Origin of the sequence: Prochlorococcus marinus XMU1405 (assembly GCF_017696275.1) — a bacterium.
GTDB classification, from domain to species: Bacteria; Cyanobacteriota; Cyanobacteriia; order PCC-6307; family Cyanobiaceae; genus Prochlorococcus_A; species Prochlorococcus_A marinus_AB.
In genome coordinates this window covers 78,029-103,421 of record NZ_JAAORF010000001.1, presented here as the reverse complement: position 1 = coordinate 103,421, position 25,393 = coordinate 78,029, and the positions used below count along the sequence as shown (strand labels likewise).

The window sequence follows — 25,393 nt, the reverse complement described above, 5'->3', positions numbered from 1 at the left end:
ATTTAATTGTGTGGCAAGAACTTAATTATAATCAAGATTCCGATGATCTTTTAGTTCCTAACCTTACCTATAAAGTAAGTCCTGCAGAAATTGAAAGTATTGAAGCTAATTCCATTGCTCAAGAAATAGGATTTGAATCAGGTGATTCAATTATTAGCATTAATGGGAAAAAACCAAGAGATTTAATTGATTATCAAATTCTCATTAGTGAAGAAATTTTAGACATATCAGTTCTAGATAAAAATCAAGAAATTCACAATATAAGTATTGAAAAAGATCAAGACATTAATTTAGGTATTAATTTTAAAGATGCATTATTCGATTCAATCAAGCAATGCAATAATAGATGTCCATTTTGTTTTATAGATCAACAGCCAAGCGGTAAAAGAAAAAGTCTTTATATAAAAGATGATGATTATAGATTAAGTTTCCTCTATGGTTCTTATTTAACCCTTACGAATTTAAAAAAAGAAGACTGGGAAAGAATTGCTACTCAAAAACTATCCCCACTTTTTATTTCAGTTCATGCCACTGATCCTACTACTAGAAAAAAATTATTAAAAAATAAAAAAGCTGGAGTAATTCTTGATCAAATTTCCTGGTTTGAAAAAAATTCTATTCAAATACATGCTCAAATTGTTGTTTGTCCCAATATTAATGACAGGGAGATTCTGGAGAAATCAATTTTTGAGCTTGCTGAATTCTACAAAAAAACTTCCCAAACAGTACTATCAGTTGCAATAGTTCCTGTAGGACTTACAAAATTTAGACCTGAAAATGATGGATTACAATCAATAAGCTCAGAATACGCTTTAAAAACAATTGAACAAGTAGAAAAAATACAAGCTTCATTACAGAGAAATCTTGGAACTCGTTTTTGTTGGCTAGCAGACGAATGGTATTTAATCGCTGGTAGAAATTTGCCTAGTTACAAAACCTACGAAAATATGCCACAAGAATCTAATGGAGTTGGCTCAATTAGAAGCTTTTTAAAAAATATAAATGAGAAGACTAAAAAATTACCCAAAAAAATAAAAAAGCCAAAAAAAGTTAGTTGGATTGTTGGTAAGTTAGTTTATGAAGCGCTAACTCCTTCAGTTAAAAAATTGAACTTAATTGAAGGATTAAAAATTAATCTATATGGTTTACCAAGTATTTATTGGGGACAAGAGCAAGTCGTTACTGGACTCCTAACTGGTGAAGATCTAATTTCAGGTCTACAAAATAAGGATTTAGGAGAAGCTATCTACATACCATCAATAATGTTAAAAGTTAATACTGATTTATTTTTAGATGATAAAAATATCAAAGAAGTAGAAAATCAATTGGGTACTCGTATTCACGTTCTTGATGATTCTAATGATATTATAGATACTCTGATTGGAAAATCTAATAAAACTAATACTTCAAAAAATGCTTAGAAAAGTAATAAGCCCGTTCCTAATTTTGCCTTTTGCACTAAATATCAACCCCTCAAATGTAATTGCGAGAGAAACCAAAAACAATATAGATAAAGTTTTAGAAGAAAAATCAAATAAGCCTTTTATTAGTTATAAAGAAATAGATCTAATTGTCTTAGATAATCAAGAGTTAAAATCACTTGAAAATTTAGTGACTTCTGCAAAATTTAATCTCTCAAGTCAGATTGCTCAAAAATATCCATCTTTGGATTTTCAAGCGAATGGATTACCGAAATATACATCAGGTAAAACATATAACAGTAATTCAGAAACTTTAAAAACATCACAATTTACAGCTAATCCTTCTCTCACTATTAAATGGGACTTAATCGACCCTGTTAGAGGATCGGAAATTGAAATTGCCAATGATAATTACAAAATTGCAGAAAATAATTATGAGATTAAAAAGAAAGATTTAATTCAAGAAGCAAGAAAAAGGTATCACAAATACCAGAAATCATATCAGGATATTCAAAATAAAAAATTTGCACTTGATTTGTCATTTACAAGTTTAGATAACGCTAAGGCAAAGTTAGATTCAGGAGTCGGTACAAAATTTGAAGTTCTTGAGGCAGAAGCTCAATTATCTCGAGATAAACAATCTCTTAATGAAAAGAAAATTGAACATGAAATCAATAAAATTTCCCTCAAAGAGGTTCTTAACTTAGAGGGAGATTTTGAAATTAGTAATGAGCAAAATATAATAGGTTTTTGGAATCATAAATTGAATAAAAACATTAATACAGGCTTAGATCAAAATCTTTCCTTAAAAAACATTCTTCTACAAGAATCTATTAAAAAGAGTCAAGCAAAAAGTTTTTTATCTCAAAATAAGCCAAATATTTATATTAGCAACACACTCTCTAGCACATTTTCTAGGGGTGACTCATTATCTACTAATATTGACTCTGAAAAAACTGGATCTGACTATACAAATACAATAAGTCTCAATTTCGCATGGAGTATATTTAATGGAGGACAGAATAAGAAATCTTATAATTCAAAAATAGCAGATGCAAAATCTGAAAAATATGCCTTTAAAAATCTGAAAAATGTTTTAACTACAAATATTAGTAAAGCCTATTTAAATCTGAAATTGAATGAAGAAAAAATAATTTCATCTCTAAAAGAAATTGAATCTAGTAAAGAGTCTGTAAGGCTTTCTAGACTTAGATATGATGTTGGTATATCAACTCTAAAGGATGTTCTTGTCAGACAAACTGAATTGAGTAACGCGAAATCAAAAAATATTAATGCTCTTTATAATTACAATCTGAATTTAGATGAATTAGAAAGATTAACTTTTCTAGAAATAAGTAATACTTGTTTAGAAAATAATAAAATTAAAAATAATACATCTATTTGCAATATATAAAGATGAATCCATCAAATTTAACTAATAAGCAATTAGGTGAATTAGATTCTTTATTTGAATTAGTTAGTCAGCGCCAGATAAAAGATTTTGGCAATATTAGTGCCAGCAATAAAGCAGACGGATCATTATTAACAAGTTGTGATTTGTGGAGTGACCAAACAATCGTAGATGGGCTAGCTTCAATAGCTCCAGGTGAAGGCGTCCTTAGTGAAGAAGGGCAAAAGTTAATTCCAAACTCAAAGGCTTATTGGGTGGTTGATCCACTAGATGGGACAACAAATTTTGCTGCGGGCATTCCTTACTGGTCTATATCAGTGGCAAGGTTTGTTGATGGCAAACCACAATCTTCTTTTTTAATAATTCCTACATTGAAAAAAAAGTTTGTATCAATTAAAGGTAAAGGGGTTTGGTTAAATAACCAGAAAATAGATCCCAAACAAAATAATCATCAAAGTGAATGTATTTCTTTGTGTAGTAGATCTATAAAAATTTTACAAAAAAAACCAAATTCAGTATTTCCTGGAAAAATCAGACTCTTAGGTGTATCGAGTTTAAATCTAACGAGTGTAGCAATGGGACAAACTTTCGGAGCCATAGAATCAACTCCCAAGATATGGGATATTGCAGCGGCCTGGCTGCTATTAGAAGAACTAAATTGCTCTATAGAGTGGTTAGAAACAAATCCTTTGAATTTAGTTTCAGGAGGAGACTTGAGTGATGTTAATTTTCCATTAATTGCTTGTAGATCTATGGAAAAAGTTGAAATTTTAAAGCCATGGGGGAATTTATTATTGGAAAAATAGTTGCATCATAAATAAATAATTGCTTGAAAAATTTCTTAATCAGATACAATAAAAATTAGTAAATAAATAAAATATTTGAAGAAAATTAATATGCAGAGAAGCTCAACATGGATTCTGAAAAGTTTATGGGGAGCCTGTGAGCGATGGAGCAAATCTGATTGTGTTGATTTAAGCGCTGCATTTGCATACTACACACTTCAATCATTTTTTCCTATTCTTCTGATTTCTCTTTCCATAGCTTCATGGTTCCTAGGAAAACAAGAAGGATTAGATCAACAAATAATTTCTATTGCAGCTCAACTTTTACCTCCTTCAGTAGTTGAGTTAGTAGAAACAACATTATTTAATTTGATAGATCAAGGTTTTGGGGCAGGTATTCTAGGGGCTATGTTTTTGCTTTTTACAGCAGGAAATGCATATCTATCTCTTCAAAGAGGCTCAGATAGGCTTTGGGAAGACGAAATTCCATCTAAAAAAGTTAGTGCTGCTTGGAAAGTACAAGCTTCAAAGTTTCTCAGAAATAGAATTGAAGCCTTTTTAATCGTATTCTTTATTGGTTTTTTAATGGTACTAGACCAGATTAGTGCAAATCTTAGAATGATCCCAAGTAACGTTTTAGAAAATCTTTCACAATCTAATAATCTTGTTTCTGATTTATTAGTAAAGTTGCCGCTATTACAAGTTGGTCAGTTTGCAATACCACTAATTGGATTTTCTTTAATGGCTCTTTTATTACAAGCCCTCTTACCCAGTAGGAAAGTTCCACTAAAACCACTTTTACCAGGATCTTTCCTTATTGGAATTGGTCTTACCACTTTAAACCTTGCAGTAAGTAAAAGTATTCTCTCACTTGGAGTAAGATTTCAAGCATACGGTTTTATTGGAGGTTTTCTTGTACTTACTTTGTGGGTATGGCTATTAGGAGTGATTTTATATTTTGGACAGTGTTGGAGCGTCGTTATTGCTAGTATGACGTTAGTAAATAAAAAAAGAAATTATAGATAAGAATAATCAAGATGAATTATTTTCTTAGAGCTAATAAAAATCTTCTTACCTACTCATTAATCATGCTTTTAGTTATTCCAATTTTTGGATTTAACTTTTTCATTAACTTTGTTGGAAATATCCTGCTTCTTTTGTTCTTAATTCCTTTTCTATTATTAGTTTTAGTGTTTATAGGTTTTAACTCTTACAAATCTAAAATCAATAAATGCAGTACTTGTGGGGCAATATCATTAGGTTTAAGTGAAACCTGCATGACTTGCGGTGCAGATTTAGAGAATATAAATAAGAAAAATCAATTAGATAAAAAGCCTAGTGAAAGTACTATTGAAGTGAAAGCAGAAGAAGTAAAGTAAAATACTAACCTATTCCAATTTGTCTAAGAATACTTTGTCCAGTAATTAGTTCAGTACCAAGACCAATCAAAATACCCATCATTGCCATACGGCCATTCCAAGTTTCTGCAAAATTTACAAAGCCGAATCTTGGTTGATTGTCTTTATTCATAATTAACTAGATCATCTATCAAATTATTTTAACGTTTTAAGGAAGATTTTATGAAAAATAATAAATTATTTATTTAACATGTCTTACACCATCAACAGGTCGATACTCATCTCCAGTTAATTCCTCATATACAATGGCTGGCAATCCTGTATCAAACATTGTTTGCAATGCTTCTTTTAACATGGGATTCCAACCTCCAGTACTAACTTTTCCATGTCTTACTGTCCAGTCCCAAGTCCCTTGAAGATCTCTAGGGAGTCTACCTTCTCTATCTCTTCGCGCGACTAAGTCTAAAGATTCAACTATACCAACAATAACTGGATTTTTACCGTAAGAAGGAGTAAGGCTTAGTTCAAGTCTCACTGGTTCTTCTTTGACCATTTTCAAACGAAACCTTGGCGGCAATTTGAGAGATCTTATAACCGCTGAAACAATTTTTGTTCTTAATTCCAATTTTTTTTCCTAGATGTATTTTGATTAATCAGTTGTTGAACCTTTTTCTTCTAATGTAGAGTCATTATCATTCGAAAACCTTACTGTTAATAACTCTTCTTCTGTTATATTACCTGATTTATCTAAGAGTTCTGGATGTATTGTGTACTTTTTTTGTTGAAAACTGGAAGTACTGAAACGTTTATTTTTATTATCTGATATGCCCCAGCCATTAGACATTACTTTAAAAGCTTTCCACACTAAATAAGTTAAGGCCGCAGAATATATAATCGGAAATAGGATAGTCATTGAACTTATAAATTTGTTGGTTATATGTTTAACATCATAGCCCGAAAAAAAGAAATTTAGCTATTTTAAGTCACTAAATTATTCTCTAGATTCAATTAATTCAATTACTAGTTATATTTAAATTATAATATTCTGATGGACTTAATCTCTCGGAAAACATAAGAAAATAAAATTGAAAAGATACATCCAAAAGCTATTACTAATCGTTTCATTAATTCCAGTAGGCATTACATATCCTGCAAAAGTTATATCCCAACCATTAAGCAAACCAAAAATTAATGAAGATAGTTTATTTTCAAACAAATCTTTTATAACCAAAGCTGTAGAAAGAACCGGTTCAGCTGTGGTGACAATTGATACTCAAAGATATGTTAAAAAAAGAAATTTTCCAAGAAATTCTCAACTATTTATAGACCCATATTTTGAAAGATTTTTTGGATTAGATTTGCCTAATGAAAATCGACCGAGGATAGAGCAAAACCAAGGAAGTGGATTCATATTTGCAGATGGACTTGTAATGACCAATGCTCATGTAGTGAATAGATCAGATAAGGTAATTGTTGGTTTAACCAATGGCAAAAAATTAAACGCTAAACTGATTGGTCAAGACTCTTTTACTGATTTAGCTGTGCTAAAGATTGAAGGGAAAGGGCCTTGGCCAAAAGCAAAATTGGGCGATTCTGCAAAGATTAAAGTTGGTGATTGGGCTATAGCAGTTGGAAATCCATTCGGACTGGAAAACACAGTTACTCTTGGTATTATTAGTAATTTAAATAGAAACGTAACTCAATTAGGAATATATGATAAAAAACTTGAACTGATACAAACAGACGCTGCTATTAATCCTGGCAATTCTGGAGGTCCACTGTTGAATAGAGATGGAGAAGTTATTGGTATTAATACGTTGATAAGATCAGGTCCAGGAGCGGGTTTGAGTTTCGCAATCCCAATTAATAAAGCTAAGGAAATTGCCTATCAACTTTTAAACAATGGAAAAGTAATACATCCTATGATTGGAATTAGCCTAATAGAAGAAAGTATTTCTGAGAGAATAAATAATGTCGTAAAAGTTGGATATGTAGTACCAAATAGTCCCGCTGAAAAAAGTGGAATCAAGGTAGATGATATTTTAATTAAAATAGGCAATAAAGATATTGAATCCGCATCAGACGTAATAGAACAAATTAGTAAAAATGGTATCAAAAAACAAGTAAATATATTATTGAAGCGTAAAAATAAATTTGTTAACTTAAAAGTATTACCAACTGATATTACTAATCTACAAAATAACTAAAAAATTTAATTGTCATTCCGTTTAAGTATTTCCACACATCTAGAAATACATCGACCATCCCTTATATCGCAGGAAGTAATACATTCAAAATAACTTTCAATAGGATCAGAAGTTTGAAAATGTTTTTCCTGGAAATCATAATTTTTCATTTAAATTATTAAAACTTACTTTTGTATTTTTAAGATTAAGCAAGGATAGTAAACAATGTAAAGATAAATGAGTGATCTTACTTAGCCAATTGTAAATTTCATTAAAAGTAATCAAATTTTTTGGCTTTGAGTTTTTTCTAAAAAATATTCGTAATTACCATCATATGAAAATAACTTTGAATCTTTAATTTCAATAATTCTATTTGCAACCTTTGAAATAAAATACCGATCATGAGAAATGATTAATAATGAACCTTTATAATTTTTAATTGCTAATTCTAAGTTTTCCTTAGATTGCAGATCCAAATGATTAGTTGGTTCGTCCAAAAGAAGGAAATTACTAGGATTAATAATCATGAGCGCCAATGCTAATCTTGCTTTTTCTCCCCCACTGAGTTGTTTAATATATTTAAAAACAGTTTCATTTTGAAAGCCAAAACCCCCTAAAAATGTTCTAACTTTTTTTTGGGACCATTCTGGAGACTTATTACATATTAAATCAATAACCCTTTGGTCAAGTGAAAGTGCTTCAGCCTGATTCTGTTCATAATAGCTAGTAATTATATTATGTTTACCAAGATTAATTTCTCCAATTTCAGGAGATATTTTTTTCATAATAATTTTAAGCAATGTAGATTTGCCACAGCCATTAGGTCCTAATATTGCTATTTTCTCCCCAGAAGAAATCTTTAAATTAATATCTAAAAAAAGAATTTTATCCTGGAAACTATGAGATAAATTTTTGATATTTAGAACTAATTTTCCTGAGCGAGGGCAATCTGGAAAATTAAAAACAGGACTTTTTGATTTTGCTATGGGAGCCTCAATTTTAGAAATCTTTTTTAATTGTTTTTCTCTACTCTTTGCTTGAGAACTTCTAGTTGCACTAGCTCTAAATCTATCTATATACCTCTTCTGTAACTCAATTTCTTTTTGTTGTAATTGATATGCCTTATTTTGTGATTCTTCATTCAAAGATTTCTGTTCGACAAAAAAAGAATAGTTCCCATTATATGTTTCAGATATTCCTCTATCTACAAAAATTATTTTTTTACATAATTTATCTAAGAAATATCTATCATGGCTGATTATTATAACTGCAATTTTAAGCGATGATAGATATTCTTCCAGCCAAAAAATAGTTTCTAAATCTAAATGATTGGTTGGTTCATCCAATAGAAGTAAATCAGGTTTTTGTAAGATTATTTTTCCAAGTGCAACTTTCATCTGCCAACCACCTGAGAAATTGCCAACTAATTTATCAGCATCTTCTATAGAAAAACCTAATTTTGGTAATATTTTTTCTACATCAGATTGCATTTTATAACCACCTAAAGCTTCAAATTTTGCTTGATATTTTGCGAGTTGATTTACAAATATTTCAAGTTCATCGGAATTTTTTTTTATATCCAACGATTTCATTTTATTCTCAATTTCTAAAAGTTTAATCGCAACAATTTGTATATCTTTAAAAGAACTTTCTAATTCCTGTCTCACTGAAAAATTCAAATTACAATCAAACTCTTGCTTTAAATGGGCAATTTTAGGATTTCCCTCTTTGATGATCGTTCCACTTGTTTGCTCTTCGTCTCCAATTAAAATCTTAAATTGGGTTGATTTACCTGCGCCATTAGAACCAACTAAGCCAACTTTTTCTCCTTTCTTAATCTCCCAACTAATATTTTTTAAAACAACATCTGTAGAATAAATTTTGCTTACACCTTCAAATCTAATCACTGTATTAAAAATAGAATTTACAAAATCTGTGGCTTATTTACTAAAAAATATTTTGTGGAATAAAATTAAATCATGAAAAGAATAGAACAAATTGTAGTGATTTTCATAGCTGCAGCTCTTGCAATTCCGAGTTATTGGTTTTTTTGGACTTTGGCTGGTGGAGGTGGGTACAACAAAAGAATAAAACCTATTACTAATCCAAATAATAATTATTCGAAACCTTTTCCTAAAGACCTCCTCGAGCCTTGATCAACCACATTTTAGTTGCCTCATCATCAATAGTACTCAAATATTCAATAACCTCTTCTTTGGTCACAGAAATATTTAACTCGTTGCCAATATCGCATATTTTATCTAGGGCTTTTTTGGGATTGGTTAAGGCTGTCATAAACAGACTTTGTTTCTTTTTGGAATCGTTGGCTATTAAACTATAAAGCTTTTCAGCGTTACTGGACATGTTTTTAAAATCTATTTATTAATAGATTATTACTTCAAGCTACATTTTGTTCATTATATTTATTTTTAGATAAATCATTATCCACATCTTTTATCTCTTTTGCAGAGGCATCTGCCATACTTCTTGCGTCTAAACATAAAACTTTTCGTAGTTTCGCAAAGTTAGCTGCGTGAGATTTTCTACCATCTTTTTGGGCATAATACTCAGATTGCTGAAGAATATGATGAAGATGAGTTAACAAATATGGACTAATTACAGCTGATACCAAAACGTCACTATTTTCATTATCGTGAGAATCAGAATTGACTAATCTTTTTTTCGGTTTATCAATTATAGACCTTTTAGGAGAATCAATTTTTCTTGAATTTTTCATAGGACAATAAAAAAATTAATTGATACGGACATAAATTTCCTTACTAATAATATACACAAAGATAGTATCCTTGACTAACTGTGTATACTAATAAGTAACAGTTATCAACTTTGACTCATGGCTACCCGCCAAAACTCAACTAATGGGAAGCCTAAATCTCCCAGAATTCAAGTAGTTCTTCCTGAATTAATATGTGAGCAATTAACTATTTTGGCCGATAATGAATCTAGGACAGTAAGTAATATGGCAAAAGTCTTAATACAAGAGGGTATAAAAAATTATTTCGAAAAAGAAAATAAATCACCTGTTTCAGAAAATAATTTAAATACTGATAAATTTAGAGATGAACTTGAAAAGCAAAGCGTCAGAAGATTAAAAAGAGCTCCTCAAAGGATTAGATACTATAAAAGTTCTGATTAAAAATAATTAATTTTGAGGCAATTTCTGTAAATCTACAGTTTTACCCATGACTACCAAAATATTTCCTCTTTCCAAAATATATTTTGCTGGAGGATTAACTGTTAACTCTTCAGCAGGTCCTGCAGCAAGAACATTTACTAAATAATTTTTCCTTAAATTTAAATCTCTTAAAGATCTTCCAATAAATTCTTCTGGAACAGTTATTTCATCTATACCAGTTTGATTATCTAGTTCCAATCTTTCAATTAGGTTAGGTCTTACTAGTTCTAAACCTAACCTTTCTCCTTGCATCCTAGATGGGAAAACAACTTTATCTGCACCTACTCTTTTTAACATTTTTTCGTGCAAATCACTGGTAGCTCTCGCTATTACTCTTTTCACTTTGCTACCTTCACTATCCTTAGCAATAAGAGTTGTAGTTATACTTGCTTCAATAGGTTCACTAATACCCACTACAACAGTATTCATTTCAAGAATTCCCGATTCCTTCATAGACTCTTCATCAGTACAATCTACAACTCTCGCTTCTATCGAAGGTTCTAATTGCCTTAAATCATCAATAGCTTTTTCCGAGTAATCTGCAGCCAAAACATCAGCACCATTACTAATAAGTTCTCTGCAAACTGCGGTTCCAAATCTTCCAACGCCGACAATTGCAAAAGTAGGTGCTTCATTTTCTCTCTTTTGAGACCACTGCCACCAATCAGCCATAATAAAACTCAGTCAATTCTAAACATATAGATCAGCCCTAGGATAGCCAATTCTCTTTTGTCTATCTATTCTACTCTTATAAAGAGCCTGCCAAAGTGCACTTAAAAGCAAAAGGATCCCAAGTCTGCCCACAAACATACCCACAATAAGAATAAATTGACCAAAATGATTTAATTTTGCGGTTAAACCAATATCAAAACCAACTGTTGCAAATGCAGATACGCAAGTGAACAGAATTTCTAGGAATGTGAATGATTCTTTTTTAACAAAAGTATTAGTTGTACTAAGCAACATTGCCATTAAAAGAACAAAAAGCAAAGATCCAACTGTAATTCCAACTGCCTTTAAAATAACTTTATCTGAAATTAATCTATTACTAATAATTACATCTTTCTGACCTCTTAAAGTTGATCTAGTTGCAGCCATTAAAGCAATAAATGTAGTTGTTTTTATGCCTCCACCAGTACCTCCTGTACTTGCTCCAATAAACATAAGCGTCATTAATAATAAGAGGCCCGTATCTGAGATAGAGTTCAAAGAAATCGGAAAATTTGTAAAGCCTGCAGTTCTCGCACTAACTGTTTCGAAGATAGATGATATTAACCGTTCAAACAAATTTAAATCATTAAAAAATTGACTATTTAGTAAAGATTCAGTGATAAAGAACCCTAATGATCCGAACAATATTAGAGATAAAGTTGTCCTAATAACTAGTCTGGAATGAAGACTTAATTTCTTATAAGAAAGATTTTTTTTATTACTCCAAATATCATCAATAACCCGCCAGCCCAATCCACCCATAACAATGAGAAAAACAAAAACACTATTCACCAAATAATTTGTTCTATAGTCTTGCAGACTATTTGACATTAACGAAAATCCTGCATTGTTATATGCAGAAATGCTGTGAAAAATCGAGGACCATAGTCTTTCCCAATTATTTTGAATATCTACAAATCCAAAAGAATATAAGACAATTGCGCCCAAGGATATGATAATAATCGCAGTAATGGCAATGCTTTGAAAAGTTCGACCAATTCCTCCAACTCCAAATTCATCTAAAGTCTTTCCTTTGTCTAATCTAGTTCTTAGCTTTGTCCCCTTTACAACAAACCCTTGTAAAAATGTTGTAATGGCCATTAATCCTAGACCACCTGATAAAAGCATAAAAGCTAAGAAAACTTGGCCAAAGAAATTTAAATCAACACCAATATCTATTATGGTTAAGCCAGTAACGGTTATTGCAGAAGTAGATGTAAAAAATGCTTCCCACAAACCAACCTTTGAAGATGAACATAATGGAGAGCTCAAAATTAAAGTTCCAAGGCAAATAATAAACAAGCCTGTAACAATAGTAAATTGAGGTACAGATAGCTTTTTGTAAGCATCTTTTAACTTATAAACCTTACTTGTGAATTTCACGATATTACCCGTAATTTAAAATTATCAATGCTGGCACAGTAAATGACATTATAAGTGTTAATCCAGCTCCATATTTTGCGATATCAAAAAATCTATATCTTCCAGGACCATAAACCATTAAATTTGTTTGATAACCCATTGGAGTCAAGAAAGATTGACTTGCACCGAATAAAACAAGCATTATTAAAGCTCTTGGTGAAATTTCTAAAACATTTGAGAATTCAATAGCAACAGGCAAAATCAAAGCAACCGAAGCAGCATTACTTATAAATTGCGTAAGAATAACTGTAGATACAAAAATTACAACTAGTGCAAAATAAAGAGGCATTCCGTTAAGGGCAAAGTTTAAATTAACTGCAATTACATCTGCTAATCCAGTTATCTGCATAGCTACACTAAAACACGATAAGGATCCCAGCAATAAAATCACGTCTAACCTAATTGATTTTTGTATCTCTGCAGGTCTTAAACATCCACAAGCAACCATTGCAATCACTGCCAAAAGAACTGAACCTACTAATGGAATATTAGAAACGGAAGGCAAAACCACCATTCCTATTGCAATTGCAATCGATATAGGTTTTTTTATCAAAAAAGGCAAGTCATCCTCGAATTGATCTAAAATAAGCAAATCATTACTAGCTTGTAAACCTCTTATTGAATCTAGCGGTGCTTGCAATAATAAAACATCTCCAGCCCTTAAAACAGCTTGTCCTAATCTCTCCTGAACAGTTTGTTGACCTCTTCTTAATGCTAAAACTGTTGCATTATGACGCTGCCTAAATCTTAATTCTCTCAAACTTGCACCAGCTAACGTTGAACCAGCTGGTAACAAGGCTTCAAAGGTCTTAGTACCTTCATCATCTGAGAAAACATTAGTCCCATTGAAAGATGTTTTGTTTTCTCCTAATAGAATAGTATGTTCCTGCTGCAGCCTAAATAAGTCTGCCCTTGTAACGCGGATTATTAATCTATCATCCGGTTCAATCTTTCTATCAGCCAATGGAGGAAGAATAACTTTTCCATTTCGTTGTAATTCCAGAACATCAACGTCAAATCGTCTTTGCAATCTACTATTTCTGACAGATTGTCCAACTAATTCTGAAGTAGAGGGAATAGTAACTTCGGTAAAATATATATTCATATCACCATTTTTAATAAACTCCTTATCTCTCCCTCTATCTGGCAAAAGCATGTCAGAAACGAGAATCATATAGGTTGTACCTATAAGCCATACAGGAATTCCTATTGAAGTCAAACTAAATAATTCCAAACCTCCATAACCTAATTGTTGACTAATATCACTTACGAGAAGATTTACTGAACTACCTAATAATGTCAGAGTTCCCCCGAGTAAAGTAGCGAAAGAAAGAGGTAATAAAACTTTTGATGGTGATATATTTCTTCGCGCGCACCAACTTTCAATTAAAGGTAACAAAGATGCTACCACTGGAGTATTAGGTACAATTCCAGATATTGGAGCAATCAAAAAAGCTATTAAAGAAATTAATTTCCTTGGAGTTCGAATACTTTCAGAAGAAATCAATTCTCTTACTCTGTCTAAGGCACCACTTTTAAATAATGCTGAAGAAACTGCAAATAAACCCATAAGGGTAATTAAAGAAGGGCTACCAAATCCAGCTAAAGCTTTTTCAGGAGAAAGAACCCCAGTAGATATAAATATTCCGACACATAACAAACCAGTCAATTCAGGTGCAATAGTATTTCTTATAAACAAAATTATTGACATTATTAAAACAACTACCGTTATAAACGCATCAAAATTATTACTAACTACTGCAATTAAATTCATACAAAACGTATTTAACTCAATATACCCAAAAACAATATTTCAAAAAAGTTTAATTCGAATAATCTTTTTTAAGAAACTTTTTAAAAATAGATTTTTTTTGGAATATCCATGAAGATGCAGATTTTAAGCTTTCTGTAATATCAGGCAACTTGGAAGCATATATAAGTCTTCTTGCCTCAAAAGCCAATTTCCCAGATAAAGTAACCCCAAGCCCAGAAATTGAAGCTTCGCCTATTCCTAAGCTAATCATTTCACCGTTATCTTGAAATTTAAAAGGTAAAGGATCTTTTCCTTGAATTAAAAGTTCTAAATTATTAGCAAGATGATTTCCTTCCTGCATAGCAACCTGGGCAGTTATGGGCAAATCCTCCATTCCTTCAATAACTGAAATATCTCCAATAGCAAAACAGTTTTTATGGTTTTCTATTTGCAAATTGTTATTAACTAAAATTCGTCCACATTTTTTTGTTATTTGATCAGTTTCTAAGTAAGACAAATTAGGTCTAACACCTGCTGTCCAAATAACAATATCTTTATCCAAGGAAGTTATTCCAACCTCACTAGAAATGCTTATCTTAGTTTCTGAGACTTCTTTAACTGTGGAATTCAAAAGAACATTGATTTTTCTCTTTTCTAATGCCTTCTCTGCTTGTTCTCTATTAAAAATTTTGTTTTTATTGAGGATTTCGTTTGATTTTTCTATTACATTAATTTCAAATTTGTCTGTAAATATATCTTTAATTTTGCATGCCAACTCGATGCCAGAAGGACCACCTCCAACTATGAATAACTTTTTATGCAACGCAGTATGTTGTGATTTTTTTAAAAAAGAATTTATTTTATTTAAATCATGAATATCATTAAAAAAATAACAATTTTCATCTACACCTTTTATAAAAAAACTATTTGGAATAGATCCTGTACAGATCACGAGATACTGATAACTTAATTTTAATTCGTCACTAAATTCAAGAATATTTTCTTCGAAGGAAATCTTGGTTAAACAATTTCTTAAAAAAGTTATACCCGCATCAGAAAAAATATTTTCAAATTTTGGGGCTGCTTCCCAACTTCTTATTTCTTTACTTAAAACTTCGTACATTAAAGGTTTAAATATAAAGTTAGTTTCAGAATCAACCACAAGAATCGGTATAGAAGGGTTAAGGTTCTTTAAAGTCAAAGCAAATGTCATACCTGCAAAACCTGCTCCAACTATTACTATTGGTTTTTGTATTGATTTCATTAGAGAAATATTGTTATGCGTAAATGTATTATTAAACTATACGAATAATTTTTAAATTGAGCGAAATAAATTAAACTCATAATCAAACCGAAGAATGATTGAAAAAATCCACAAAGATATTCAAACTTGCTTGAGCAAATATAATCAAGAGCTTGTAGATATGAAACCCCAAGGAATGCTTACATGGGGTTATGAAAAGTTTGATAATCAATTTGCTATTACAACAAGTTTTGGTATACAGTCATCAGTCCTTTTAGATATGGTCAGCAAATTATCTCTACAAAAAAAAATCAAAATATTTTGGATAGATACAGGTTACCTTCCTCCAGAAACATACCATTACGCTGAAAAGCTTATTGATAATTTATCCTTAGAAGTTGAAGTTCTGCAAAGTGAATTATCTCCAGCAAGAATGGAGGCCAAATACGGAAAACTTTGGGAAACAAAAAAAGAGAATGATTTAGATAAGTACCATGAATTGAGAAAGATAAAACCTTTAGAAAATGGTCTAGAAAAAAATGATATTTTCTGCTGGGCAAGCGGTGTTAGATCAAGTCAAACAGAAAATAGAAACAAAATGAAATTCATAGACGTAATTCGTCAAAGACTCTCTTTAAGACCTTTATTAAATTGGACAAATAAAGATATTTTTTATTATATGGAAGAGAATGATTTACCTGCCCATCCACTTTTTGTCAAAGGTTATTCTTCTGTAGGAGATTGGCATTCAAGTAGTCCAGATGGTATTGAAACAAAGGGCAGAGATACAAGATTTGGAGGGATTAAACAAGAATGTGGAATACACACTAATAATTAAATTGATCAAAGAACAATGGTCTCAGATATAAATTTTTTATTAGTTGGCAATAGTAGGCTTCATTGGGCAAAATATTCTAAAAATCAATCTAAATTCTTCCATACCAAAAAAAAGCAAAAAGTTCCCGAAAATATAAATCTTGATCAATTAATTTGGTCTTCTGTAGGAAAACTACCAAATTTTTTGCTTAAAAAAGAAAATGAAATAAAAACTAAAGATATTCAATTATCAAATCTTCCTGATTATTTTGGAGTTGATAGAGCTCTTGCCTGTATTGCCGCTTTAAAAATTATTGAAAACCCTTTCAAAAAAGATTTGCTAATTGCAGATTTTGGAACAATATTATCAATAACAAAATTGAATTCAAATGGATCTATTATTGGAGGTCAACTTCTTCCAGGTTTTCTAACACAATTAAAATCAATGGAACAAAATACAAACAATCTTAGAGTTCCCAAAAAGTATGATATTCCGATCAAAGATTTTTTAATTAATACAGAAGAAGCAATTTTAAAAGGGGTAATCAACTCTCTTACTGGCGTGATTAATAGTTTATTTAATCCCGAAAAGGATATTTTAATAATCTGTGGAGGAGACTCTCAATTAATCACAAAATCTCTAAAGACTCAAAAAGAAAATATTATCAATTCTCCTAATTTAGTTATGGAGGGGATGATTATTCATCACCTATCCGTAAAAAATTAGCTTAACCCAAGGTCAGCAATTATATGATCAGCCATTATTGCTGCTTTTACCTTGAAGTAGATTTTTTCGATGTTACCATCAGTATCGATCAAAAAAGTATTTCTCATCATTCCCATATATTCTTTTCCCATGAATTTCTTAAGTCCATAGCTATCGTAATCAGAAGAAACTTTAAAAGGTTCAGGATCAGTTAAAAGAATAAAAGGTAAATTAAATTTCTCTATAAACTTCTGATGAGAGGATGCATTATCTTTACTAATACCAAGCACCACTATATTATTTTTTTGAAGTAAATCCCAATTCTCTTTAAAATTGCATGCTTCTTTAGTACATCCTGGAGTATTATCTTTTGGATAAAAATATAGTATTATTCTTTTACCTTTAAAATCACTAAGAGAAACTTCTTTCTCTGAAGAATCTTTTAATTTAAATTCTGGTGCTTTGTCGCCAACCTTAAGAGCCATTGAAATTATTAAATAAGTATAGATATAAAATACCAAAAATTTGGTTTTATGAGATTAAAGGTGTGCAAGATGTCGCAACAGCTGAAGAAATTAAAACTGCAAAAAACCTAAAAAGTTCAAGATCAAAGATTTTTTTAGAAACAAGAGCTTATTTGCGACAATCACTTTCAACACTTTTTGATTTAGACCCTCTCAAAATTCCAATAAATGCTCTTCCTGGAGAACCTCCAAGTTTACCTTCAGGGATGGGAAATATCAGTTTAAGTCATTGTAAAGATGCCATTATTATAGGCTGGCATAAAAGCAAACTAGGAATTGATATTGAGAGAACAGATAGAGATTTTAACCATATAAAATTTGCAGAGAAATATTTTTTTCATACCAATAGATCAAACCATAATAATTATTTGACAAAAAATATGATATTAAATCAATGGTGTGCTGTTGAAGCGGCTATAAAATGGGATCATGGAAAATTAGCTAAAGACATTAACCATTGGCAATATTTTGAAAAGCCAAAAGAGTTAATTCATAAGAAGAAAAACATACATTTAAATTATTCACAAATTAACTTCCATAATTGGACTATCGCTTTAGCCTACAAAGAAAAAACTTCTTTTAATCCTGAGATTATTTGTTGTTCGAAAAATTTTTAGTTTTCTTTTCTTCTAAGCAGTTCTTCATATTGAGTTTTTTCCCATCCATTATTATTTGGTTCCCATATTTTTAAACCTTTTAAAAATTTGGGAAGATATTCTTGTGCGACCCAATTACCTGGATAATCATGAGGATTGACATAACTATTAGAATTATTTTTTAAATGAAGTGGAAAATCAAAAGCATTGGTAGATTTTATTATTTCAATTGCTTTGAAAATACTTTTTGTACTATTACTTTTTGGAGACACAGCTAAATATAAAGAAGCCTGCGTTAAAAAATATAATCCTTCTGGGAAACCAACTCTATCAAAAGCATCACAACAGGATTGTACAACTACTATGGCATGAGGATCAGCTATTCCAATATCTTCACTGGCAGATATAAGTAATCTTCTAAAAATAAAATTAGGATCTTCGCCAGCCTCCAGCATATTCGCAAGCCAAAATAAAGTTGCATCTGGGTCAGAACCTCTTATGGACTTGATAAAGGCACTTATTACATCGTAATGATTTTGACCATTTTTATCGTAAACAATATTTTTCTTTTGAATTGCATCCTCTGCTATTGAGAGATTAATGTTGATTTCTTGAGCATCATTTTCAGCAGTTGTTTCTATGGCCATCTCTAGCGCATTGATTAATGTTCTTGCATCGCCGCCAGAAAATTTAATTAAATGACTGATAGCATCTTGAGTTAAATAAACCTTTTTTGAATCTTTTTTTTTAGAATAGTGAGTTATGACTTTCTGTATTATTTTCTGCAAATCATTTTCTGCCAAAGGAAGTAATGTAAAAATACGAGACCTACTAACAAGCGCTTTATTAACTGCAAAGAAGGGGTTTTCAGTTGTAGCACCAATAAAAGTTATAGTTCCATTTTCTATTGAAGGTAATAAAGCATCTTGCTGAACTGATGTAAATCTATGAACCTCATCGATAAATAAAATTGTTTTTCTTTTTGAATTTATTAATCTATCTTTTGCATTAGCGATTTCATTTCTTAATTCTTTAACACTTGATAATACTGCATTTAACTTAATTAATTTTGAACGCGTATTAAAGGAAATAATTTCAATTAGAGTAGTTTTCCCAACACCAGGAGGGCCAGAAAAAATAAAATTACTAATCTTATCGTTTAATATTGCACTTCTTAACAGGGAATTCTCATTCAGGATTGGTTGTTGTCCAAAAAAATCTTCCAAATTCTTTGGTCTTAATTTATCTGCCAAAGGTGCATTATTTTCTATTTGAGAATAATTATTAAATAAATTTTCTGAATGCATATAAATAAAGTCAAAAAATTATTACTTTCAATTCTATGTAATAACTGTAGGAGTTTCCATTTGAGTAAGTTTTGAAATGTTCAATAAAGTATCTAAATCATTTATTAGAGGTTTCAAAGCGATCTGAGGATTTAACGAAAGATTCTGTTGAGGATCGAAAAATTTCTCAAAGTAAAGTCTTAATGTTGCTCCCTTAGTTCCAGTTCCCGAAAGGCGCACAATTACTCGAGAATTATCATCAAGGACCAATCTTAATCCTTGATTTTCACTTATGGAATTATCAACGGGATCTAAATATGAAAAGTTATCTGCAACTTTTACTAAATGACCGGCAAAACTATTTCCTTTTAAATCTTCGAGCATAGAAGATAGATTACCAAAGATTTGATTAGCAATATTTGAGGGAATTGCCTCATAATCATGTCTTGAATAATAATTCCTACCAAATTGTTTCCAATGATTCTGCATCAAATCACTTACGGAACATTTTTTCTCAGCTAAAACTTGTAACCAATACAAAACTGCCCATAATCCATCTTTCTCTCTCACATGATTACTTCCTGTTCCAAAACTTTCTTCTCCACATAAAGTAATTAAATTGGAATCTAAAAGATTCCCAAAAAACTTCCAGCCAGTAGGTGTTTCGAAACAAGGAATATTTAATGCTCGAGCAACATTATCAACCGCTGAGCTGGTTGGCATAGATCGTGCCACGCCTGTAATACCATCTTTGTAACCAGGTACACATGTTGTGTTAGCAGTTATAACTGCAAGGCTATCACTAGGATTTACAAAACATCCACTTCCTAAAATCATATTCCTATCTCCATCTCCATCGCATGCAGCACCAAAACTGTAAGACTTTTTATTTAATAACAAATCAGCCAAGTGGGATGCGTAAGTTAGATTAGGATCAGGATGTAAACCTCCAAAATCTTTTAACGGATTACCATTCATGACAGAATCATGTGCAAGACCCATTTTTTCAACAAAAATATTTTTTGCATATGGACCTGTAACCGCATTCATTGCATCAAAGATTAACGAGAAGTCTTTTTTTAAAAAATCACTAATTTGATCAAAATCAAAAATTTTCTCCATCAAATTTGAATAATCTTTTAATCCATCAATAATTTCTAAGGTAGTTTCACCATAAGAATAAGTTCCATATTCACTAAAGTCAGATAATTGAATTTTACAAATTTTATAACTAGTTAGTAATTGTGAAGCCTTGAAAATCTTATTAGTAATTATCTCAGGAGCTGGGCCACCATTAGAGATATTCAATTTCACTCCAAAGTCGCCATCAATCCCACCAGGGTTATGGCTTGCTGAAAGAATTATTCCACCAATAGCGTTTTCTTTTCTAATTAAATGTGATGTAGCAGGAGTAGATAACAAACCGTATTTTGGAACAATAACCTTTTGAACTTTATGAGCAATACATATTTGGACAATTTTTTCTATTGCTTCAATATTGCCATATCTGCCATCACCACCAACTACTAATGTTGAACCTTTTAAATCTTCCAATGACTGTAAGATTGCTTCAATAAAAATTTCTAAATAATGTTCTTCCTGAAACTTTAAAGTACTTTTTCTTAAACCAGAAGTGCCTGGTTTTTGATCTAGAAAAGGAGAATTGATATTAATTACATTAACTTGAGTCATATTTTTAAAAAACTTCCAAAAATCTAACTAAATTAATGAGGCATTTCGGATGTTCTTAACATAGCGATAAACCATAATGAAGAAATTAATAATGCACAAAGAATTCCATAGTTAACACCAAATTTAGAAATTGTAATTGGAACTATTAGTGGAAACGTTAATGCCCCAAACAATGGAGTAAAAGCTACAATTTTTTTCAGCATTAATTTAATTTATTAAAACCATTCAGTCTCAGCATTATCTTTTTCATTAGTATCGTCAAGTGGTGTAGTTCTATCAAATTTCATTGATATACTTTTTTCTTGCTCACCAGACACATCAACAGCTTTAATATCATATTTTTGAGTCCCATCTCTAAATGGAACTTGAATTCTAAAAGTACCATCTGCAGCAAGGGGTACATCTTCTCCACCTATTGTCAGCTTTGCAGAAGGCTCTGTAGCTCCATAAACAATTAATTCAGCATCAGCAACAAGCCAAAAAGATCTATTTTTAACAATTCCACTTCCAGAATCATTTAAACCTGATGACCATTTACCAGCACCTGAATCTGTGAGATTATCATTAGAGTTTGTTGAATTTACATTTTCCATAAATTCTTCAGAACCAACTTTTCTTCTGAGAGGAATGTTAGTTGCTGCTTGATATAACCTTTCATGCATACCATTTTGTTCTGAAGCAACAGGATTTGAAATATCAGGGATTAACTCAGAGGAAGTAGAATCCAAATTAAAAGGTACAAATTTATCAAGAATTTGCTCAGAAGGATGAGATGCAGGAACGTGACTTGTAGAAGAAAATGCCAATGACATCCAGTTAAAACCATATTTATAACCTAATTCAACTTTGTAATCTCTATCTGCAAGTGGGATTGGCAAATACCACTCAGTACTGTAACTATCAACTGCTATTTCCCTTAGTGTTCCTTGATTCAAATTGCTTCCTTCAGAACCAGATGCATCAAATAATCGTAAGCATAATTTATTAGCTCCCAAAGATTGTGCTTTTTCTCTATCCGCATCAGAAATTTGCCAAAAAACATAAGCCCAATCTGGATCTCGGGGTAGGAAAACTACATTTGTTTTAACTTCTTCATTACTGCTGAAAGAATTGGACTCAAAAGTTTCTTCAGATTTTGACTCGGGAGTTGTAACATATGTTTTTTTGGTAGATTTTTCTTGATATTTAAGTATTAAATCAACTAAAACAGCTTTTGTTTTGCGACTGTATAGCGGAACCGATAATTTACTTGCTTCTTGACGTAATTGTCTGAGGGTTAGTGAGAGTAATTGATCTTTATTAATGATCCCATCAGCCACTTTAAATTCTCCGTTTTTGTTTGGGATCAGTATGTTCTTTTTTTTTAGAAATTGTGTGCCTTTTTGCCCTGTCGTCAGGATCCTCTGACTACTAAAAAATTCTCAAAATTGATATTTCCCTTCAAAACAGTTGGTATCAAAGAAATTTATTAATTTTCAGATCTTTTTGAAATGTAAATTAATTTTCTTTTTTTTTAAATTTTATTACCTGAATTTGTTAACGACTCAACAAAAATATATTTTTTCTTCGGGATCAATTAACAAGAGATTCAGGGTTGTTCAACTAAAAGTACCAAATCATCTATCTCTAAATCCTCAATACGTTTACCTATTTTTTTTGAAAAAGTACTTAATTTTTTCGAAGTTGATTCTAACTGCTCATAAAAAAGATCACTAAATTTTTTATCATCAAATTTTTTGGATTGGTTATCACACCATTCTCTCAGGGGATTTTTATTTTGATATTCAAAACTATTGTCTACATTGATAATTTTTAAAATCTGAAGGCAATGAGCGAGTATTCTTAAATGATGTTTCTGCATTATAGGTAGATCGAGATTATCAATTTCTTGAATAGTTTCTATGTTTAGTGGGTTAGACAAGGGATCAAGATGATTAGACATTAATTTTTAGTTTTAATAAAGGAAAAAAACTCAATATTGGGGGTATCTTTCGTTAGAGTATATAAAGCTAATTGTAATAAGTTATTTTTGATAGCATGGTCAACGAAAATTTAGTTAAAGATGTAGTGAAAGAGCCTTACAAATATGGTTTCGTTACTGATATTGAAACTGAAAAAATAGAAAAGGGATTAAATGAAGATATCATAAAATTAATTTCACAGAAAAAAGAAGAGCCAAAATTCCTTCTTGATTTTAGATTAAAAGCCTTTAAAAAATGGCAAAAAATGAAAGAGCCTGATTGGGCAGCATTAGGATATAAAAAAATTGATTATCAAGATATTATTTACTACTCTGCTCCTAAGCAAAAAGAGAAAATTTCTAGCTTAGATGAAGTTGATCCCAAACTTCTTGAGACTTTTGACAAATTGGGAATACCTCTCACGGAGCAAAAAAAACTCACAAATGTAGCAGTTGATGCTGTCTTTGATAGTGTTTCTATAGCCACAACTTTTAGAGAAGAACTTGCTGAACATGGAGTTATATTTTGCTCAATTAGTGAAGCAGTAAAAAATCACGCGGATTTGATTGAAAAATATTTAGGTACAGTAGTTCCAGCTAGTGATAATTATTTTGCAGCACTAAATTCTGCAGTTTTTAGTGATGGTTCTTTTGTTTATATCCCAAAAGGTGTTTCTTGCCCTATGGATCTATCTTCCTACTTTAGAATTAATAGTGGAGATTCAGGACAATTCGAAAGAACACTAATTATTGCTGAAGAATCAAGTTCTGTAAGTTATCTAGAAGGTTGTACAGCTCCAATGTTTGATACAAATACTCTACATGCAGCAGTTGTAGAGCTTGTAGCATTAGACGACGCCTCAATAAAATATTCAACAGTGCAAAATTGGTATGCTGGTGATGAAGAAGGTATTGGCGGAATTTTTAATTTTGTCACCAAGAGAGGAAAATGTTTAGGTAAGAGAAGTAAAATTAGCTGGTCTCAAGTAGAAACAGGGTCTGCAATTACATGGAAATATCCTAGCTGTCTTCTTTTAGGGGAAGAATCTGTAGGAGAATTTTATTCAGTGGCTCTCACCAATAACCTTCAGCAAGCAGATACCGGCACAAAAATGATCCATATTGGTCCAAAGACCAAATCAACTATTGTTAGCAAAGGTATTAGTGCAGGTAACTCAAAAAATAGCTATAGAGGTCTTGTCAAAATGGGAACAAAAGCTACAGGATCAAGAAATTACAGTCAATGTGATTCAATGTTAATAGGGGATCAAGCTTCTGCAAATACATTCCCTTACATCAAATCTCAACAACCCAATTCTGAAATTGAACATGAAGCAAGCACATGTAGAATCTCAGAAGACCAACTTTTTTATCTCCAAAGCAGAGGTATAGAATTTGAGGAGGCAGTATCTATGATGGTCAGCGGTTTTTGCAGAGATGTATTTAATCAATTACCTATGGAATTTGCTGCTGAAGCAGATAAGTTACTGGCACTTAAATTAGAGGGATCAGTAGGTTAATTAATCAATTTCTAAACTGAAATGCAAAGTAAAATGAAAGAATCAGATCCAATTTTAGAAGTTGAAAATCTCTCTGCGTCTACTGATAATCTTCCAATTTTAAAAGGGGTTTCACTGACTGTCTATCCTGGAGAAATCCATGCCATTATGGGAAGAAATGGATGTGGCAAAAGTACTCTTTCGAAAATCATTGCAGGACATCCCTCGTATAATATTACAAATGGCGACATAAAATTTTTAGGTGAAAAAATCAACTCTCTAGAACCTGAAGAAAGATCTCAATCAGGAATTTTTCTTGGTTTTCAATATCCAATTGAGATTCCAGGTGTAAGTAATCTTGAGTTTCTGAGAGTTTCAACTAATGCTAGAAGGAAATTCCTCAACAAAGAAGAATTAGATACTTTTGATTTTGAAGAATTAGTTAAAGAAAAATTAGAAATTGTGAAAATGGATCACGCATTCCTATCAAGGAGTGTAAATCAAGGCTTTTCCGGAGGTGAAAAAAAAAGAAATGAGATTCTGCAAATGGCTTTACTTGAGCCCAAGATAGCGATATTAGATGAGACCGATTCTGGGCTAGATATCGATGCTTTAAGAATAGTGGCATCAGGAATTAAAAAAATATCTAATGCACAGACTGGAATTATACTTATTACTCACTATCAAAGATTATTAGATGAAATTAAACCAAATTATGTCCATGTTATGTCAGACGGACAAATCATAAAAACTGGTGAAAGTGATCTTGCTCTAGAGCTTGAGGAAAAAGGTTATGAATGGACTGATAACTTTATAAAAAAGACCTAA

General features: G+C 31.2%; 30 protein-coding genes. 13 read left to right on the top strand and 17 right to left on the bottom strand.

Annotated elements, in window-relative coordinates:
* Positions 1-8 precede the first annotated feature (8 nt).
* The 5 genes from HA148_RS00530 to HA148_RS00510 all read left to right on the top strand — a co-directional run bounded on the left by HA148_RS00530 (position 9) and on the right by HA148_RS00510 (position 4,996).
* Positions 9-1,421, top strand: coding sequence for a TIGR03279 family radical SAM protein (locus HA148_RS00530; protein ID WP_209129261.1), 1,413 nt, complete (start codon positions 9-11; stop codon positions 1,419-1,421).
* The gene (locus HA148_RS00525; RefSeq protein WP_209129259.1) at positions 1,414-2,835 is read left to right on the top strand and encodes a TolC family protein; all 1,422 of its coding nucleotides are present in this window, start codon (positions 1,414-1,416) and stop codon (positions 2,833-2,835) included. The genes HA148_RS00530 and HA148_RS00525 overlap by 8 nt, the downstream gene beginning before the upstream one ends.
* Positions 2,836-2,837: 2 nt before the next feature.
* Entirely contained in the window at positions 2,838-3,638 is an 801-nt protein-coding gene (locus tag HA148_RS00520; RefSeq protein WP_209129257.1) for an inositol monophosphatase family protein, read from the top strand.
* Between the two features lie 90 nt (positions 3,639-3,728).
* Positions 3,729-4,643, top strand: a complete 915-nt coding sequence (locus HA148_RS00515; protein WP_209129255.1) for a YihY/virulence factor BrkB family protein — start codon at positions 3,729-3,731, stop codon at positions 4,641-4,643.
* Positions 4,644-4,654: 11 nt separating this feature from the next.
* Positions 4,655-4,996, top strand: coding sequence for a hypothetical protein (locus HA148_RS00510; RefSeq protein WP_209129253.1), 342 nt, complete (start codon positions 4,655-4,657; stop codon positions 4,994-4,996).
* Between the two features lie 4 nt (positions 4,997-5,000).
* Here the strand turns inward: HA148_RS00510 and HA148_RS00505 are convergent, their stop codons facing one another.
* The 3 genes from HA148_RS00505 to HA148_RS00495 form a co-directional block, all read right to left on the bottom strand.
* The gene (locus tag HA148_RS00505; RefSeq protein ID WP_011862136.1) at positions 5,001-5,147 is read right to left on the bottom strand and encodes a high light inducible protein; all 147 of its coding nucleotides are present in this window, start codon (positions 5,145-5,147) and stop codon (positions 5,001-5,003) included.
* A 69-nt stretch (positions 5,148-5,216) separates the two neighbouring features.
* A complete protein-coding gene (locus tag HA148_RS00500) occupies positions 5,217-5,600 on the bottom strand; it encodes a hypothetical protein (RefSeq protein WP_209129251.1) in 384 nt (127 codons plus the stop codon).
* Between the two features lie 24 nt (positions 5,601-5,624).
* Positions 5,625-5,888 (bottom strand): DUF2973 domain-containing protein, encoded by a 264-nt coding sequence (locus HA148_RS00495; RefSeq protein ID WP_209129249.1) that lies wholly within the window; start codon positions 5,886-5,888, stop codon positions 5,625-5,627.
* A gap of 172 nt (positions 5,889-6,060) precedes the next feature.
* On the opposite strand from HA148_RS00495, the gene HA148_RS00490 reads away from it, so the two are divergent.
* Positions 6,061-7,182 carry a trypsin-like peptidase domain-containing protein gene (locus tag HA148_RS00490; RefSeq protein ID WP_209129247.1) on the top strand — a complete coding sequence of 374 codons (1,122 nt, stop codon included), beginning with the start codon at positions 6,061-6,063 and terminating at the stop codon, positions 7,180-7,182.
* A gap of 5 nt (positions 7,183-7,187) precedes the next feature.
* Here HA148_RS00490 and HA148_RS00485 read toward each other — a convergent pair whose 3' ends face one another.
* Both HA148_RS00485 and HA148_RS00480 read right to left on the bottom strand, forming a co-directional pair.
* Positions 7,188-7,331 (bottom strand): hypothetical protein, encoded by a 144-nt coding sequence (locus tag HA148_RS00485; protein ID WP_209129245.1) that lies wholly within the window; start codon positions 7,329-7,331, stop codon positions 7,188-7,190.
* A 111-nt stretch (positions 7,332-7,442) separates the two neighbouring features.
* A complete protein-coding gene (locus HA148_RS00480) occupies positions 7,443-9,068 on the bottom strand; it encodes an ABC-F family ATP-binding cassette domain-containing protein (RefSeq protein ID WP_209129243.1) in 1,626 nt (541 codons plus the stop codon).
* 72 nt (positions 9,069-9,140) lie between these two features.
* Here HA148_RS00480 and HA148_RS00475 point away from each other — a divergent pair, with 72 nt between their 5' ends.
* Complete coding sequence (locus tag HA148_RS00475) at positions 9,141-9,317, top strand: hypothetical protein (protein ID WP_179852430.1); 177 nt, start codon at positions 9,141-9,143, stop codon at positions 9,315-9,317.
* Here the strand turns inward: HA148_RS00475 and HA148_RS00470 are convergent.
* Together HA148_RS00470 and HA148_RS00465 are read right to left on the bottom strand one after the other, a co-directional pair.
* Positions 9,295-9,525 (bottom strand): hypothetical protein, encoded by a 231-nt coding sequence (locus HA148_RS00470; protein WP_209129241.1) that lies wholly within the window; start codon positions 9,523-9,525, stop codon positions 9,295-9,297. The genes HA148_RS00475 and HA148_RS00470 overlap by 23 nt on opposite strands.
* 34 nt (positions 9,526-9,559) lie before the next feature.
* Positions 9,560-9,898, bottom strand: a complete 339-nt coding sequence (locus HA148_RS00465; protein WP_209129239.1) for a hypothetical protein — start codon at positions 9,896-9,898, stop codon at positions 9,560-9,562.
* Positions 9,899-10,015: 117 nt separating this feature from the next.
* On the opposite strand from HA148_RS00465, the gene HA148_RS00460 reads away from it, so the two are divergent.
* Entirely contained in the window at positions 10,016-10,318 is a 303-nt protein-coding gene (locus HA148_RS00460; RefSeq protein ID WP_209129237.1) for a ribbon-helix-helix domain-containing protein, read from the top strand.
* Positions 10,319-10,324: 6 nt separating this feature from the next.
* On the opposite strand, the gene HA148_RS00455 is transcribed toward HA148_RS00460, so the two are convergent.
* Genes HA148_RS00455 through HA148_RS00440 form a run of 4 tightly spaced genes read right to left on the bottom strand, consistent with a single transcriptional unit; the run spans position 10,325 to position 15,507 of the window.
* Positions 10,325-11,029, bottom strand: coding sequence for a potassium channel family protein (locus tag HA148_RS00455; protein WP_209129235.1), 705 nt, complete (start codon positions 11,027-11,029; stop codon positions 10,325-10,327).
* A gap of 18 nt (positions 11,030-11,047) precedes the next feature.
* Entirely contained in the window at positions 11,048-12,451 is a 1,404-nt protein-coding gene (locus HA148_RS00450; RefSeq protein ID WP_209129233.1) for a potassium transporter TrkG, read from the bottom strand.
* A gap of 4 nt (positions 12,452-12,455) precedes the next feature.
* The gene (locus tag HA148_RS00445) at positions 12,456-14,264 is read right to left on the bottom strand and encodes an SLC13 family permease (RefSeq protein ID WP_209129231.1); all 1,809 of its coding nucleotides are present in this window, start codon (positions 14,262-14,264) and stop codon (positions 12,456-12,458) included.
* A gap of 49 nt (positions 14,265-14,313) precedes the next feature.
* Positions 14,314-15,507 carry an NAD(P)/FAD-dependent oxidoreductase gene (locus tag HA148_RS00440; protein ID WP_209129229.1) on the bottom strand — a complete coding sequence of 398 codons (1,194 nt, stop codon included), beginning with the start codon at positions 15,505-15,507 and terminating at the stop codon, positions 14,314-14,316.
* Positions 15,508-15,601: 94 nt separating this feature from the next.
* On the opposite strand from HA148_RS00440, the gene HA148_RS00435 reads away from it, so the two are divergent.
* Positions 15,602-16,324: a phosphoadenylyl-sulfate reductase gene (locus HA148_RS00435; protein WP_209129227.1), complete on the top strand. Its 723-nt coding sequence runs from the start codon at positions 15,602-15,604 to the stop codon at positions 16,322-16,324.
* A 15-nt stretch (positions 16,325-16,339) separates the two neighbouring features.
* On the top strand, positions 16,340-17,029 hold the full coding sequence (locus HA148_RS00430) for a type III pantothenate kinase (RefSeq protein WP_209129225.1): 690 nt from the start codon (positions 16,340-16,342) through the stop codon (positions 17,027-17,029).
* On the opposite strand, the gene bcp is transcribed toward HA148_RS00430, so the two are convergent.
* A complete protein-coding gene (gene bcp / locus HA148_RS00425; protein ID WP_209129223.1) occupies positions 17,026-17,493 on the bottom strand; it encodes a thioredoxin-dependent thiol peroxidase in 468 nt (155 codons plus the stop codon). The genes HA148_RS00430 and bcp overlap by 4 nt on opposite strands.
* Here bcp and HA148_RS00420 point away from each other — a divergent pair.
* Positions 17,493-18,149 (top strand): 4'-phosphopantetheinyl transferase family protein, encoded by a 657-nt coding sequence (locus tag HA148_RS00420; protein ID WP_209129221.1) that lies wholly within the window; start codon positions 17,493-17,495, stop codon positions 18,147-18,149. The genes bcp and HA148_RS00420 overlap by 1 nt on opposite strands.
* Here the strand turns inward: HA148_RS00420 and HA148_RS00415 are convergent.
* The 5 genes from HA148_RS00415 to HA148_RS00395 form a co-directional block, all read right to left on the bottom strand.
* Positions 18,146-19,435 (bottom strand): AAA family ATPase, encoded by a 1,290-nt coding sequence (locus HA148_RS00415; RefSeq protein ID WP_209129219.1) that lies wholly within the window; start codon positions 19,433-19,435, stop codon positions 18,146-18,148. The two genes, HA148_RS00420 and HA148_RS00415, sit on opposite strands and share 4 nt — an antisense overlap.
* 33 nt (positions 19,436-19,468) lie before the next feature.
* The gene (locus HA148_RS00410) at positions 19,469-21,106 is read right to left on the bottom strand and encodes an alpha-D-glucose phosphate-specific phosphoglucomutase (RefSeq protein WP_209129217.1); all 1,638 of its coding nucleotides are present in this window, start codon (positions 21,104-21,106) and stop codon (positions 19,469-19,471) included.
* 32 nt (positions 21,107-21,138) lie between these two features.
* Positions 21,139-21,309 carry a hypothetical protein gene (locus HA148_RS00405; RefSeq protein ID WP_209129215.1) on the bottom strand — a complete coding sequence of 57 codons (171 nt, stop codon included), beginning with the start codon at positions 21,307-21,309 and terminating at the stop codon, positions 21,139-21,141.
* A gap of 12 nt (positions 21,310-21,321) precedes the next feature.
* The gene (locus tag HA148_RS00400; RefSeq protein WP_209129213.1) at positions 21,322-22,425 is read right to left on the bottom strand and encodes a DUF4912 domain-containing protein; all 1,104 of its coding nucleotides are present in this window, start codon (positions 22,423-22,425) and stop codon (positions 21,322-21,324) included.
* Positions 22,426-22,694: 269 nt separating this feature from the next.
* The gene (locus HA148_RS00395; RefSeq protein WP_209129211.1) at positions 22,695-23,048 is read right to left on the bottom strand and encodes a hypothetical protein; all 354 of its coding nucleotides are present in this window, start codon (positions 23,046-23,048) and stop codon (positions 22,695-22,697) included.
* Positions 23,049-23,143: 95 nt separating this feature from the next.
* Here HA148_RS00395 and sufB point away from each other — a divergent pair, with 95 nt between their 5' ends.
* Entirely contained in the window at positions 23,144-24,586 is a 1,443-nt protein-coding gene (sufB, locus tag HA148_RS00390) for a Fe-S cluster assembly protein SufB (RefSeq protein WP_209129209.1), read from the top strand.
* 21 nt (positions 24,587-24,607) lie between these two features.
* A complete protein-coding gene (gene sufC / locus HA148_RS00385) occupies positions 24,608-25,393 on the top strand; it encodes a Fe-S cluster assembly ATPase SufC (RefSeq protein WP_209129207.1) in 786 nt (261 codons plus the stop codon).

Bases quoted from the DNA above. Each gene is read 5' to 3' on its own strand.
- HA148_RS00510 (WP_209129253.1), top strand. From the start codon at position 4,655: ATGAATTATTTTCTTAGAGCTAATAAAAATCTTCTTACCTACTCATTA.
- HA148_RS00515 (WP_209129255.1), top strand. From the start codon at position 3,729: ATGCAGAGAAGCTCAACATGGATTCTGAAAAGTTTATGGGGAGCCTGT.
- HA148_RS00395 (WP_209129211.1), bottom strand. From the start codon at position 23,048: ATGTCTAATCATCTTGATCCCTTGTCTAACCCACTAAACATAGAAACT.
- HA148_RS00410 (WP_209129217.1), bottom strand. From the start codon at position 21,106: ATGACTCAAGTTAATGTAATTAATATCAATTCTCCTTTTCTAGATCAA.
- HA148_RS00430 (WP_209129225.1), top strand. From the start codon at position 16,340: ATGGTCTCAGATATAAATTTTTTATTAGTTGGCAATAGTAGGCTTCAT.
- HA148_RS00415 (WP_209129219.1), bottom strand. From the start codon at position 19,435: ATGCATTCAGAAAATTTATTTAATAATTATTCTCAAATAGAAAATAAT.
- bcp (WP_209129223.1), bottom strand. From the start codon at position 17,493: ATGGCTCTTAAGGTTGGCGACAAAGCACCAGAATTTAAATTAAAAGAT.
- HA148_RS00475 (WP_179852430.1), top strand. From the start codon at position 9,141: ATGAAAAGAATAGAACAAATTGTAGTGATTTTCATAGCTGCAGCTCTT.
- HA148_RS00495 (WP_209129249.1), bottom strand. From the start codon at position 5,888: ATGACTATCCTATTTCCGATTATATATTCTGCGGCCTTAACTTATTTA.
- HA148_RS00485 (WP_209129245.1), bottom strand. From the start codon at position 7,331: ATGAAAAATTATGATTTCCAGGAAAAACATTTTCAAACTTCTGATCCT.
- HA148_RS00435 (WP_209129227.1), top strand. From the start codon at position 15,602: ATGATTGAAAAAATCCACAAAGATATTCAAACTTGCTTGAGCAAATAT.
- HA148_RS00520 (WP_209129257.1), top strand. From the start codon at position 2,838: ATGAATCCATCAAATTTAACTAATAAGCAATTAGGTGAATTAGATTCT.
- HA148_RS00505 (WP_011862136.1), bottom strand. From the start codon at position 5,147: ATGAATAAAGACAATCAACCAAGATTCGGCTTTGTAAATTTTGCAGAA.
- HA148_RS00465 (WP_209129239.1), bottom strand. From the start codon at position 9,898: ATGAAAAATTCAAGAAAAATTGATTCTCCTAAAAGGTCTATAATTGAT.
- HA148_RS00455 (WP_209129235.1), bottom strand. From the start codon at position 11,029: ATGGCTGATTGGTGGCAGTGGTCTCAAAAGAGAGAAAATGAAGCACCT.
- HA148_RS00460 (WP_209129237.1), top strand. From the start codon at position 10,016: ATGGCTACCCGCCAAAACTCAACTAATGGGAAGCCTAAATCTCCCAGA.
- HA148_RS00525 (WP_209129259.1), top strand. From the start codon at position 1,414: ATGCTTAGAAAAGTAATAAGCCCGTTCCTAATTTTGCCTTTTGCACTA.
- HA148_RS00405 (WP_209129215.1), bottom strand. From the start codon at position 21,309: ATGCTGAAAAAAATTGTAGCTTTTACTCCATTGTTTGGGGCATTAACG.
- HA148_RS00445 (WP_209129231.1), bottom strand. From the start codon at position 14,264: ATGAATTTAATTGCAGTAGTTAGTAATAATTTTGATGCGTTTATAACG.
- sufC (WP_209129207.1), top strand. From the start codon at position 24,608: ATGCAAAGTAAAATGAAAGAATCAGATCCAATTTTAGAAGTTGAAAAT.
- sufB (WP_209129209.1), top strand. From the start codon at position 23,144: ATGGTCAACGAAAATTTAGTTAAAGATGTAGTGAAAGAGCCTTACAAA.
- HA148_RS00440 (WP_209129229.1), bottom strand. From the start codon at position 15,507: ATGAAATCAATACAAAAACCAATAGTAATAGTTGGAGCAGGTTTTGCA.
- HA148_RS00470 (WP_209129241.1), bottom strand. From the start codon at position 9,525: ATGTCCAGTAACGCTGAAAAGCTTTATAGTTTAATAGCCAACGATTCC.